12 protein-coding genes are annotated in these 13255 nt (G+C 39.9%); 7 read left to right on the top strand and 5 right to left on the bottom strand.

The window, feature by feature from the left end:
* Positions 1-147 precede the first annotated feature (147 nt).
* Positions 148-2085, bottom strand: a complete 1938-nt coding sequence (ftsH, locus tag OCI93_RS09755) for an ATP-dependent zinc metalloprotease FtsH (protein WP_261592432.1) — start codon at positions 2083-2085, stop codon at positions 148-150.
* 68 nt (positions 2086-2153) lie between these two features.
* Positions 2154-2783 (bottom strand): 23S rRNA (uridine(2552)-2'-O)-methyltransferase RlmE, encoded by a 630-nt coding sequence (rlmE, locus tag OCI93_RS09750; protein ID WP_261592244.1) that lies wholly within the window; start codon positions 2781-2783, stop codon positions 2154-2156.
* 83 nt (positions 2784-2866) lie between these two features.
* On the opposite strand from rlmE, the gene yhbY reads away from it, so the two are divergent.
* Complete coding sequence (gene yhbY / locus OCI93_RS09745; protein WP_261626295.1) at positions 2867-3160, top strand: ribosome assembly RNA-binding protein YhbY; 294 nt, start codon at positions 2867-2869, stop codon at positions 3158-3160.
* A 23-nt stretch (positions 3161-3183) separates the two neighbouring features.
* Here yhbY and OCI93_RS09740 read toward each other — a convergent pair whose 3' ends face one another.
* Positions 3184-4323 (bottom strand): serine hydrolase domain-containing protein, encoded by a 1140-nt coding sequence (locus OCI93_RS09740; protein ID WP_261626294.1) that lies wholly within the window; start codon positions 4321-4323, stop codon positions 3184-3186.
* 148 nt (positions 4324-4471) lie between these two features.
* Here OCI93_RS09740 and OCI93_RS09735 point away from each other — a divergent pair, with 148 nt between their 5' ends.
* The 5 genes from OCI93_RS09735 to OCI93_RS09715 all read left to right on the top strand — a co-directional run bounded on the left by OCI93_RS09735 (position 4472) and on the right by OCI93_RS09715 (position 9954).
* Positions 4472-5224, top strand: coding sequence for a hypothetical protein (locus tag OCI93_RS09735; protein WP_261592241.1), 753 nt, complete (start codon positions 4472-4474; stop codon positions 5222-5224).
* Positions 5225-5296: 72 nt separating this feature from the next.
* Positions 5297-6136 (top strand): MipA/OmpV family protein, encoded by an 840-nt coding sequence (locus tag OCI93_RS09730; protein WP_261592240.1) that lies wholly within the window; start codon positions 5297-5299, stop codon positions 6134-6136.
* 233 nt (positions 6137-6369) lie between these two features.
* Positions 6370-7077, top strand: a complete 708-nt coding sequence (locus tag OCI93_RS09725; RefSeq protein WP_261592239.1) for a response regulator — start codon at positions 6370-6372, stop codon at positions 7075-7077.
* Between the two features lie 10 nt (positions 7078-7087).
* Positions 7088-8374, top strand: a complete 1287-nt coding sequence (locus OCI93_RS09720; protein WP_261626293.1) for a sensor histidine kinase — start codon at positions 7088-7090, stop codon at positions 8372-8374.
* 233 nt (positions 8375-8607) lie between these two features.
* Entirely contained in the window at positions 8608-9954 is a 1347-nt protein-coding gene (locus OCI93_RS09715; protein WP_261626292.1) for a sodium-dependent transporter, read from the top strand.
* An 18-nt stretch (positions 9955-9972) separates the two neighbouring features.
* Here OCI93_RS09715 and OCI93_RS09710 read toward each other — a convergent pair whose 3' ends face one another.
* Positions 9973-10425, bottom strand: a complete 453-nt coding sequence (locus OCI93_RS09710) for a GNAT family N-acetyltransferase (protein WP_261592236.1) — start codon at positions 10423-10425, stop codon at positions 9973-9975.
* Positions 10426-10559: 134 nt separating this feature from the next.
* The gene (locus OCI93_RS09705; protein ID WP_261592235.1) at positions 10560-11303 is read right to left on the bottom strand and encodes a sporulation protein; all 744 of its coding nucleotides are present in this window, start codon (positions 11301-11303) and stop codon (positions 10560-10562) included.
* A gap of 201 nt (positions 11304-11504) precedes the next feature.
* Between OCI93_RS09705 and OCI93_RS09700 the strand changes: the two genes are divergently transcribed.
* On the top strand, positions 11505-13076 hold the full coding sequence (locus OCI93_RS09700) for a cation:proton antiporter family protein (protein ID WP_261592234.1): 1572 nt from the start codon (positions 11505-11507) through the stop codon (positions 13074-13076).
* The last annotated feature ends 179 nt before the right edge of the window (positions 13077-13255 follow it).

Here is a 13255-nt window from a genome sequence, read left to right as displayed (position 1 = left end):
AGCTCAGAGTAATATTAGTTAGTACCAAAGCACTTTGCTTGGCAAATTAACAATTATGCGAAACAATATCATCGCGATAATTCAATTTAGCGGATATGAAAAAGCCCCGACATCGCGGGGCTTTGCAATATAGTGCTATTTTAACCGTTATTCAGGCCTATCATCAAGCTCTGAAGGGGTCTGAGAGTCATCTGCAGCCTTTTTTTCCTCATCTGATGATGACTTTTCAGCCTTTTTGTCAGATTTACTTTCCGGCTTGCGGTCATGTGCATCACGTGGAGGCCTAACTTCTGAGCGCGTCATCAAATCATCAATCTGACCCGCATCAATCGTTTCGAACTTCATTAATGCATCTTTCATGCTATGCAAGATATCCATATTATCTTTTAGAATTTGCTCTGCGCGGTCATAGTTGCGAGTAACAAAGTCTTTAATCTCAGAGTCAATTAACTTTGCAGTCTCATCTGACATACCAGCAGTTCTATGCGAACCACTGCCCATGTACATTTCACCTTGCTCTTCAAGATACATTTGCGGTCCAAGCTTACTACTTAACCCCCACTGCATAACCATTTTTTTGGCGATATCAGTTGCACGTTCAATGTCATTACTTGCACCTGTTGTTACTTTATCTTCGCCATAAATTAACGCTTCTGCAATTCGACCACCATATAAACTAGAAAGCATTGACTCTAGATGTTCTTTAGAATGGCTCACACGGTCTTGTTCAGGTAAGTACATAGTCACACCCAAGGCACGACCGCGAGGAATAATAGAAACCTTATAAACAGGATCATGCTCTGGCACTAAGCGACCTACAATGGCATGCCCAGCTTCATGATAAGCAGTCATTTCTTTTTCATGCTCGCTCATCACCATTGACTTACGCTCAGCACCCATCATGATTTTGTCTTTTGCAGCATCGAACTCGGCCATACTTACTTTTCGTTTGTTACCGCGAGCAGCAAATAAGGCAGCTTCATTGACTAAATTTGCAAGGTCAGCACCTGAAAAGCCTGGAGTACCTCGTGCAATTAGTGATGCTTCAACATTATCGTCTAGTGGCACTTTGCGCATGTGTACATTCAATATTTGCTCACGACCACGGATATCTGGCAAGCCAACTACAACCTGACGATCAAATCGACCTGGGCGCAATAAAGCTGGATCTAAAACGTCAGGCCTGTTGGTTGCAGCAATTACTATGATACCTTCATTGCCTTCAAAGCCATCCATTTCTACTAACATTTGGTTTAAGGTTTGCTCACGTTCATCATGCCCTCCCCCCATACCAGCACCACGTTTACGTCCAACCGCGTCAATTTCGTCAATAAAAATAATACAAGGTGCTGCTTTTTTAGCTTGTTCAAACATATCACGAACACGCGATGCACCTACACCTACAAACATTTCAACAAAGTCTGAACCCGAAATAGTAAAAAACGGTACTTTCGCTTCACCAGCAACCGCCTTAGCAAGTAAGGTTTTACCTGTTCCTGGTGGGCCTACCATCAACACACCCTTCGGTATGCTACCACCTAATTTCTGGAACTTTGATGGGTCGCGTAAGAAGTCCACTAACTCTGTGACATCTTCTTTTGCTTCATCACAGCCAGCAACATCTGAAAACGTGGTTTTAACTTGATCCTCACTCATTAAACGAGCTTTGCTCTTTCCAAATGACATTGCGCCCTTTCCACCGCCACCTTGCATTTGACGCATGAAGAAAATCCACACACCAATAAGCAGTAGCATTGGGAACCAAGAAATAAAAATGTTAGCCAAGAATGATTGCTCTTCTGGAGCAACACCTTTGACATTGACATCATTTTTCAATAAATCATTGATAAGATCTTCGTCATACATTGGCATGATAGTTTGAAAACGCTCACCATTTCCTTTCATTCCAGTAATAGTACCGGATGAACGATCGATGTTAACGTCTCGCACTGCGCCGCTTCGCACTTCTTTAACAAACTGCGTGTAACTGGTTTGACGATCTGTTAAATCGCCGCTATTGAAACTCTGAAAAACGGTCATAAGCACTACTGCTATCACCAACCAAAGTATTAAGTTCTTCGCCATATCGCTCAAGGGGTTAACCTCTTGTATCCAAAATTATTTAAATTCATTTTTTGTGCCCTTCAACTGTACTACAGTTTGTATCCTGTCGCCACTATATATACTTCACGTGAACGAGGGCGAGAGGCTTTTGGTTTTCTGATTTTAACTATGTTAAAACATTTACGAACCTCTTGCACAAACTGATCAAATCCTTCGCCCTGAAAAACTTTCACCGCAAAGGCACCGTTTTTGCCGAGCACCTGATGGCACATATCTAACGCCAATTCGACCAAGTACATACTTCCAGCCTGATCTGTGGACATGTTACCGCTCATATTAGGAGCCATGTCTGAAAAGACAACATCAATATTTTTACCACCAATGCGCTCTAATAACGTATTGAGCACTGCCTCTTCACGAAAGTCACCTTGTAAAAAATCAACACCAGCCAGAGAGTCCATAGGTAGAATATCACATGCAATAACTTGCCCATTTTCATCCACTTGCTCTGCTAAGTATTGCGACCAACTACCGGGAGCTGCCCCCAAATCAACTACGCTCATACCTGGCTTAATGAGTTTATCCCGCTGCTGAATTTCTTCTAGCTTAAAAACTGCGCGAGAACGAAAACCACGCTTTTGTGCTTCATGAACGTATGGGTCGTCCACATGTTCCTTTAACCAGCGCTTTGAGCTCGCTGAGTGCTTTTTATTTGCCATATTAACTGCAACTCATTAGTAATATTGTCTAGATGGCGGTAGAATATGAAAATTCAAGCCTATATTTAGTAAATTGTACCAATATGACTTTATCAAATAAACAAAAGCAGTACCTTAAAGGGTTAGCACATCCACTTAAACCTGTAGTTTTACTCGGTGCGAATGGTCTAACCGAAGGCGTACTCGTTGAAATTGACCAATCTTTAAACATTCACGAACTTATAAAGATAAAAGTGCCGACTAATGATCGCGAAACAAAACAGCTTATTTTTGATGCTATTGTTCGTGAAACAGGCGCTTATAAAGTGCAAACTATCGGTCATATCATCGTGCTATATCGCCAAAGTGAAGAAAAGAAAATTCAATTACCACGTTAATTACTTTCTTTGTGCGCCATTGTTTATTGCTTTGGCGCCATTTTATATTTTTTGATTACTTGTGAAATAAAATCCGTCGTTAATTGATTAATGGCGCCGCTCTCAGCATTAAGTAGCAAGCTGAAACCTACGTTTAACGCTGGAATTGCGACTATATCAGTTCTATATCCCTGCACCCAACCACTGTGATACATAATATATTCTCCATCATAATCGTACATGCGCCACCCTAAACCGTAAAATGCATCGTTCACGTGATTGCGCCATATTCGACGCCGCAGTTCTCTTTTTGTATATGTATATGGGCGACTTTGTATCGTCAGCGCTTCTAAAGATAATACATGAGGAAATAGCCCTAGCTGTGCTTTTAACCACTGTACCATATCTTGTGCACTTGCATTGATACCCGCCGCTGGTGCAACTTTATAATAGTGAGGTTTAAGTTTGGCTGTATGCCAACGCTTTCGCCCCAACACATGAGGTAAAGCATAATTACTATCTTTTAGCATATTATCAATACCCACCCCACCGTCATTCATTTTCAATGGTTTAAAAATAAACTCCAGCAACCAACGCTCATAAGGCATCCCTGTCGCGTGCAAAATAACGTCTGAAATAAGGCTAAACATCGCATTTTGATAACCATAACATTGTCCCGGCTTGCAAATACGCTTAACTTTAATCAAACGCTCAATAATTTGCTCATAGGGCATTCTCGATTCAATCAAATTATCGTAAGCATTGGGCACTAAGCCACTTGAATGACTGAGTAAGTGATACACTTTTAGTGAATGATAATCTGTATCTTTTATATATGGCAGGTAATCACTCACATAATCATCTAATCGAAGGTAATGTTGGCTCGCAAGTTTGGCACTTAACGAGCCCGCGAACGTTTTTGACACAGATGCCAGCCGAAAACGGGTATTTTCATCAACAGGCAGCCCTTTACGCACTTTAGTGTTGCCATAACCCTTTGCTAATGTGCCAAGTTCACCGTGAACAATACTTAATGCAGCACCTGGAATTGATTTTTCTTTCAGTTTGCGCTCGACTTGCTTAGAATAGCTGTTCAAAAATTGGTGCCACTGCTGCTTTGCGTCTTCTAATGCATGGACTTTTGTCGTAAATAGCCAAAATACAACAATAACTAAATACTTCATAATGACCCTATAAACTCGAATTGAAGAAAGTTTATCACGAAGTTAACCGTTATTTGTATTGCCAATTAAGACTTTAATTATAACGTGAGGTACTTGGATGCGTTTTTTGCTTATACTTTTTATTTTAGCTTTGTCTTTTGGCTGTTCGATGACCAAAAAGATGGCACCAAAACTTAATGTGCCGCCTAAGCCTATATTAAGTAAAGAGGTTTACCAACTCAGCTACGGTACTGAACTAGACTCAGCCAGAATCAAGTCTGTGCAACTGCCCGCTCACCCTATCCAAAAAAACAATACCGTGCGTATTGTTGATAACAAAGTTGCTATGACTGATACATTACGCGCACACCTTGTATACACATTGAAGCAACAAGGTCTGAAAGTAGTTTCTAAAAGTAGTGCTGACTATGTTCTAAATGTACATCAACTAGATTTAACATTCGGTCCAAATAATACCTATATACTAAATAAGCCAAAAACTTCACACACGCTTTATGAATTAGTTACTCAAAAAGCACCCAGCTATCAATGCAGTAATATTATTGCCAGTGTAAGCATGAGGTTGACACATGTCGCTTCATCCGATGTTGTTTGGTTTGCTAAATCATCAATCGATAGTGCAAGTTTTCAAGGTATTCCTCTACAGTTTAGCTATACCAAAGAAGAAAAAATCGCAAATGAGCATGATATTATCTCATTTATCGTAGAACAAAATACTGAACAAGCCAGAATTGCGCGTACTAAAGTACCAGTAGAAATACCAAAATATCAAATAGAACACACTATTAGCGAGCCGCAAAAAACAGCTGGCGCTTGTTCTGAAACTGAAGTGAGTGCACTTAGCAGTGCAATGCACCAAACGTTAAGTACAATATTGATTGATAAGATAAACGTGCTTTAGTTGACACTTTTTTACAGTTCCCTGCCTGACATATCAATATAATATTCACCATCAATGTGGTTGGTGAATATTATGTCCCGAACTCTCCGTTTAGTAACCCTACTTATCTGTCTATCCAATACTGTACATGCAAGTAATCGGCTTTACGCAGATAACACTTTTAAACCGAGTGAAAATTTCGTCTTTGATATTAGCTTTGGAGCTGGGTATGTGTTTGAAGATTCATACCTAGTGGGTTCACAAGCCCACCAAGAAGGCGTCGAGTTACTGAATATAAATGTCTATGTAAACTATGGCAATTGGTACTTTGATGTAGATCGCAGTCAACTGTCAGGTGGTTTGGTGCTTGGTTACAGCGCAATAGAAAAATACGATTGGGGGTTAGATTTAATTTTAACTCAAGCACAAGATGGCTTTAGTGAAAATGGTTTTGACTTATACCGGTCGAACCAAATACCTGAGCTAAAAGGAATTAATGAACGGCAATTTGATATTACCGCAGGATTACGTTTAAGCAAACGCTATGGTGGCAATCAATTATCATTTGAGTTACTACAAGATATTAGTAGTACTCACAATGGCTGGGTATTAAGTACATTCTTTAGCAAAATAGTACCATGGCAAAATTGGGATTTTAGAACAGCTATCGGTATTAACCTATACTCTAATGATTTTACTGATTATTATTTTGGTATCGCCCCTGATGAGCAAACGATTGAACGCCTGACATATAACCCCAAAGGTGCATATAGCTTAGTGTATGAATTACATACAGAATATCCTATCGCCGAACGCTGGGTATTTTTAGCTGGGTGGATGTCAACTTGGTTTTCAAAGCAAATTTACCACAGCCCCATTGTTCGCCAAAACCATCAACATAAAGCCAAACTTGGAGTACGTTATGTATTTTGAAACTCAGCAAACCTCTGTATTGCGAAATTATAACTATAACGGCACTCAATTAAGCTTGGAGAAATAATTTTTCAGATCCAATATTTTAAGTATTTTACTTGGTTAACTAACTTTTCCTAAAGTTCAGTTTAATTTTATAAAGTGACAGTTGCGGATGACTAAGGCAGAATTGGTAACAACCTTGTGATCCCGCGAGCATCATTACTAGAACAATTAATAAACAGGAGTTAAAAATGGATAATTATGGCACGATTCTGCTAGTAGAAGATGATGAATCTCTTGCTCAGTGGGTAGCCGATTACTTAAATAACCAAGGTTATACTACACATGTATGCGAACGTGGCGATAAAGTCGTAAATATGGTCAGAACCCTCAATCCTGATATTGTTTTACTTGATGTTATGCTGCCAGGTCAAGATGGGATCAGTGTGTGCCGTGAGCTGCGTCAATTCTATCAAAAACCGATTGTAATGCTTACCGCAAAAGATGAAGAAATGGATGAAGTAATTGGTTTAGAGGTCGGTGCCAGTGACTACGTCATAAAGCCTGTGCGACCAAGAGCTTTGCTTGCAAGGATCAAAGCCATGTTGCGCGTATCAAATGACGCAACGACGGCAAATCATACCAATGACAATTTAATACGTGTTGGCAACCTAAATATCGATACTCAAGCACGTAAAGTCTTATTACAAGGTAGCGAAGTCAATATCTCAAGTGCTGAATATTTACTCCTGCACTTTTTAGCCTCTAATGCTGGCGAAGTGGTTTCTCGCGACGCCGTGTTCAAGGCAACCAAAGGACGAGAATATGATGGGCTTGACCGAAGTGTTGACGTGCTCATTTCTGCACTTCGTAAAAAATTCGATGACGACCCACAGCACCCAGAAAAGATTAAAACAATTTGGGGGAAAGGCTATTTAATGGTACCCAGCGCATGGTAAAGGCCGCAATGTGAGAAAACTTTACCTTTACCTGCTTGCCAGTGCCCTTGTTTCAATTGTCGTACTTGGTTGGCTCATTGATATTTTTAGTGAACAAGCATTAGAAGTAGAAGATAACTTTGGCTGGCAAAGTACATTGGCAACGGGTGCAGCAATTCAAGCCGCACGCCAAGCACCCGAGCAACGTGCAAATTACATTCAGACTTTAAGTGCAGATTATGAGTTAGCAATTAATTATAAAAAAGGTAATATGCTCGCAGTTCCTACAGAGCTTAAAGCCCAAATGCTAACAAAAAAAGGGTTAGTACTTGAGGACCAGCAAGGTTTCTATTTGCTCAAAACCAACCAAGCATTGCTGCCTGATTACTTAGAGCTACGCTTAGAAAAGCCACCTGAACGTCTGGATAATGATGCGCTTTTAACTTTACTATTTTACGCTGGTGTGTGCACATTCATGTGGTTTATTCTCTCGCCACTGGCCAAGCGTTTATCCATACTAACTGAGGCTGCTAAGCAGTTCGCCAGCGGTAATTTCAGTGCTCGCATTGCTACAAACAAGTTCACCTATATTAAAGATGTAGAACTTACTTTTAACCGCATGGCAAGCCAGATTGAAAAGCTTCTTGCTGAAAACAAACTGCTGGCTTCTAGTCTATCTCATGATATTCGTACACCTGTTGCTTGTTTACGATTCGGTCTGGACGCCGCGCTAGACGAACAAGATGTGAGCAAAATACATACTCTATTATCACGCATGGAAAAAGACCTAGATCAAATGGAAGATATGCTAGCAAGCTACCTATCTTTTGCCACCCTAGAACAAAAATCACATTTACTAAAGTTTGAGGTCACTGGTGCAGGCGATTATTTTAGCTCTTTAACCGAGCAAGTGGCGCCTAAATTTCAAAACTCTGGACTGCGCATTGAGCACGAAGTTGAGCATCCACTATCTATTAAAGCCGATTTACACTGGTTGGCACGCGCGGTAACTAACTTACTAACCAATGCAGCTGATTTTGCTGAGCACTCAGTGTTAATTAGGGTTGTTAGTGATGAACACAACGTACTTATTCATATAGAAGATGATGGGCCTGGTATTGCACCACAGAACTGGCATAAAGTATTTAACCCATTCTTTCAGGAGCAAACTCACCGTAATCGCGCACAAAAGAGCTATGGGTTAGGTCTGGCTATTGTCGCCAAAGTCGTTGATTGGCACCATGGGCACGCCACAGTCTCACAATCTGATATTTTAGGTGGTGCCAAGTTTACTTTAATTTTACCTTGTAAAGCCTAGTAAGCAGCGTAAAGTAATTATCACACATACATAATAGCTGGCTGTTAATTAACTGAAAAATAAATAACTTATCCCTAAAGTGCCTACAAAGCTCTGGAGGTTTAATGTTACAACCCTTTAATTGAAGAAAAACTGCGTTAGATCATGGCATTCTAATTACAATTAGCGCTTTTTATTTGTCATTATTTACAGTAGATTGTCAGCCGCCGTAAAAAATAGAGAAGTATAAAAATATGAGCAGTGTGCGCGGAGAATTTAGTTCTCGCTTTGGTTTTATAATGGCAGCAGCTGGGTCGGCTGTGGGCCTAGGTAATATTTGGGGCTTTCCTACTCAAACCGCTAGTAATGGCGGGGCCGCATTTGTATTAGTTTATTTAGTGTTAGCATTTTGCTTAGCTTACCCCGCTTTAATGGCTGAGTTGGTCATTGGCCGCCATGGCCAAGCTAATGCCGTATCTTCATTACAGAAACTTTCTAAGAATGCTTTTAATAAACGTTTCGCATTCGCGGTGGGTTTTGGCGGTATAATTTGCGCAGGGTTAATTTTGAGCTTTTACGCCATTGTTGCTGGGTGGATGTTTACTGCAACCTTAGAACCCATTACTAAACTTGCAAATATGCCCGATGCCACCGTGTGGTTAAGTAACCAATCACTTGCACGTGATTTAATATTTACTTCTATATTTGTGATACTCACCATTTCTATTATCAGCAAAGGCGTTGAAAATGGAATAGAGAAATGGTCCAAGCGTCTTATGCCTGCACTTTTAGGGATTTTATTTTTACTGATAGCATATGTTCTGATACAAGACGGGGCAAGTGAGGGCTTAAAAGCATACTTGGTTCCAGATTTCTCATCAATTTTAGACCCAGAGCTACTAGTAAGTGCGCTTGGCCAAGCGTTTTTCTCACTCTCTCTTGGCACAAGTGTGATGATCATCTACGGCTCATACATCAGCAGACAAGAAAACTTAGTTTCTCTAGGTGCTTATGTAACCCTTATTGATGTCTTTATCGCATTTGTTGCTGGCTTATTAATTATTCCTGCAATGTATGTAGCCCAAGCGCAAGGGGTTGAAATATTCAGCGCTAACGGTCAACTCTTATCTGAGGACACTTTAGTCTTTCAAGTACTACCCGCACTATTCGATAGTATGGGCGATGTCGGGCTATTTGTTGGGTTTGCATTTTTTGCACTTATGAGCATTGCCGCTTTAACGTCATCGATTTCCATGTTGGAAGCACCAGTATCCTACGCAGTTGAACGATTTGCTTTATCACGTTTGCAAGCCACTTGGGTGATCGGTGGCCTTATCTCTGTAGTTAGCTTCACAATCATCTTTAACTTTAGTGACTTATTTGGGTTTGTCGTGAGCTTAACAACACAATTTGGTCAGCCACTGATTGGTATGTTATGTTGTGTTTTTGTTGGCTGGATATGGCAAAGAAACAACTTGCTCACAGAAATAAAAAATGGCTATCCAGAAGCTGATAATAGCTTTTTTTGGAAAGTATGGCCTTGGTATATTAAGTTTGTCTGTCCCGTGGCAATCGCCTTAGTGTTTATACACTCGCAATAAATACTGGTGAGCGCTTGATTATTCAAGCGCTTTTTTATATCGCATGTCATGATGAGGTATACCATCTTCCAAATATTCCACTCCCTCAAGTTTAAAACCTAGAGACTCATAAAAAGGCAATAAATAAGTTTGCGCGGATATTACTATTTCATCCTGTGCAAAATGGGTGTTACACACATCCAATGCCTGTTTCATTAAAGGTTTTGCCAGCCCCTTACCTCGTTCGGTTTCAACAATTAGTACCCGCCCTATTGCACATTCACTCATCGATTTTCTGTACACTCGTGCATAAGCTTGAACATCGTATTGTTGAGATAAAAATACATGTCTTGTTTGTTCATGCTTATCAATTTCATCTAACTCTGGATACGCACATTGCTGCTCAACAACAAATACATCCACCCGCGCTTTCATTAAGTTAAACAACATATCTATTTCAAGTTCAGAGAAAAGTTTAGTCTGCCAAAGCATTTAATAGCTCCTGTTATACAAATTGCATTAAATAAATGATCAATGTCGTAATCAAATTAGGAGCTGTTGATCTTCATCAAAACTCAGTGATAAAAAAACCCAGCATTGGCTGGGCTTATAAATAACGAGTGCATTTAAGCAAATAAACGCTCTAATTGGTCGCACAACTGCGATAAATTCACTTGGTCATGTTCAATGGTTAAATCCACATAACCGTCACTTCGGAACGCTCTATCTAACTCAATCAGCACATGAGTTCGGTGTGCTTCTGGTACAAAAGATAGCTCTACCTCTTGAATACCAAACAATGATTTACTGTGCGGTCGATATTCCAATTCCTGGTAACAACCTGAAACCGTATGGAAATTACTCGCCCTAAGCTGCCCTTTTTCAACATCAGCTTTAACAAGACCAAAACCCAATTTCTCCATAGCTGACATACACGTTTTAATCGCATCATTAGGGTAAATATGCAGGGTGTCTCTGTCTGTAGGATCAAGTGCTAAATCGATATCTAGGCCCGTTTCTAACCAAACATGACAATGATTATAACCCGCGTTCAGCTCAGTGATTGGCGTCTCAGAATGAAGTCTGGCCTCAAAGGGTATCACCTTAGTTTGACCTGAAGCTATGTCAAATTGCTCGCCAATCTTCCACGTTTCAATTACATGATTGACAAAATAATGACCGTCATCATTTTCAACTTTTACACGTGTCATTAGTGCCATTTCTAAGCCACTCACTTGTTGGCTAACATCCCCACCTTCTATGATAATCTTGGCTTGAAATTTTTGTCCGGGGTATAAATGCTCGGTTTCTAAAACTGTATCTACTGTTGCCGCACCTATACCAACAGATGCGAGGATTTTTTTAAACATTATTTCTCCTGTGAGAATGTTCCTTTATCGCATCTTAACCACATTTATCGCCGATTGTCAGCGAAAATTTTCGTTATCGTCCGTATTATTATTGAGTTAACGCAAAACATGGCCTGTTTTTTTGATAAGGAAGAAAAATTCAATTTATAAATCAGATAGTTCTGATACACTTAAGCTAGATAAAATCAATATATACATACTATGGAACTTTTGTTTTTTGCTGCAGCATTTGCCTGTGGCTTTTCAGTATATCAATTAAAGCTACCACCTCTTATTGGTTTTTTGATGGCTGGGTTTATTCTTAACCTACTTGGCTATCGTAGTACAGAGCTATTAAATCAATTAGCTGATTTGGGTGTTACCTTGCTGTTGTTTAGCATTGGTCTAAAGCTTAAAATTGGTAACCTTGTAAAAGCACAAGTTTGGGCACCAGCAACCCTCCATATAGTTTTGAGTAGTACTTTTTTTGCAGCACTTTTACTTTTACTTGGTTCATTAAGCTTACCGCTATTTACTGATTTATCGATGTCCAGTGCCCTATTAGTCGGTTTTGCATTTAGCTTTTCAAGTACCGTATTTGCTGTAAAGGTACTTGAAGAACGAGGTGAAATGGCAAGCCTACATGGCAAAATTTCTATTGGTATACTCGTTATGCAAGATATCTTTGCTGTCGTATTTTTAGCTATTAGCACAGGTAAAACACCCAACGTATGGGCTTTGGTATTACTCATATCCTTGCCTCTTTTTAGGCCAGTTATGTTTTGGGTATTGAATCGCTCTAAACATGGTGAGCTATTGCCACTGTTTGGATTTTTCTTTGCATTGGTCGTTGGCTATCATGCTTTTGAATTCGCAGGCTTAAAAGGAGATCTAGGCGCGCTTATTATTGGTATGCTCTTCGCCCCTCACAAAAAAGCAGGTGAGCTATCAAAGTCATTAATGAATCTAAAAGATATCTTACTCGTAGGGTTCTTTTTAAATATTGGCCTTAATGCCAATATGAGTTTTGATGCCTTACTTATCGCTTGTTTACTTACCCTTGTGTTACCAGTAAAAGTTTGTTTTTACTATATACTGACAAACTTGTTTAAACTACGAGCTCGGACCTCATTACTCAGTGCATTTACACTATCAAATTACAGTGAGTTTGGTCTGATCGTTTGTGCTGTTGCAGCCAGTAGCGGTGCCATTGCAGCAGACTGGCTAGCCGTCGTAGCTATCGCTGTATCAATTACCTTTGTGATAGCTTCACCACTGAATAAACGCGCCAACGGTGTTTATGTAAAACTCGAACCATTTTTACTGAAGTTTGAAAGCACTAAAAGGCTAGAAGAAGAGCTGCCCGTTAACTTGACCGATACACGTATTGCTATTTTCGGTATGGGCCGTATCGGCACTGGGGCTTATGAAACAATTGAAGCCACTCATCCTGGATCAATTGCTGGAGTTGATATTAAGCCCGAAGTAGTTGATAGGCATGTACAAAGAGGCCGCAGAGTATTGTTAGCAGATGCAACCGACCCTGATTTTTGGCAGCGTGTAAACCACTCTCGTGTTGATATGGTCATGCTCGCAATGCCCAAGCATATGCAGAATATATACGCACTGGAGCAACTAAAAGCATCGGGTTTTAAAGGTCAAGTTACCGCTATTGCAAATTATCCCGATCAACAAAAAGAACTTGAAGAAATGGGTGTCGATTCGACCTATAACTTTTATCTTGAAGCTGGAAGTGGCTTCGCTGAACATGTAAAACAGAATTTATTTTCTTAATGTAAAAGTTTGTTATCAGTACCATAAAAGGTACTGATAACTATTTTTATTTGCTCATCAATATCTTACTTCTAGATGTCTAAACCATTTTATGTAAGCCACTTTAAAACGTTCATTACTCGATTTACAAAGCTTTACATCCAAGTTAGTAATCTGCCCTAAAAACAGAGTACACTGTT

This window comes from Pseudoalteromonas holothuriae (assembly GCF_945859825.1).
Classification (GTDB): domain Bacteria; phylum Pseudomonadota; class Gammaproteobacteria; order Enterobacterales; family Alteromonadaceae; genus Pseudoalteromonas; species Pseudoalteromonas holothuriae.
The sequence above is the reverse complement of the archived record's forward strand: the minus strand, read 5'-3'. Positions and strand labels throughout refer to the sequence as shown.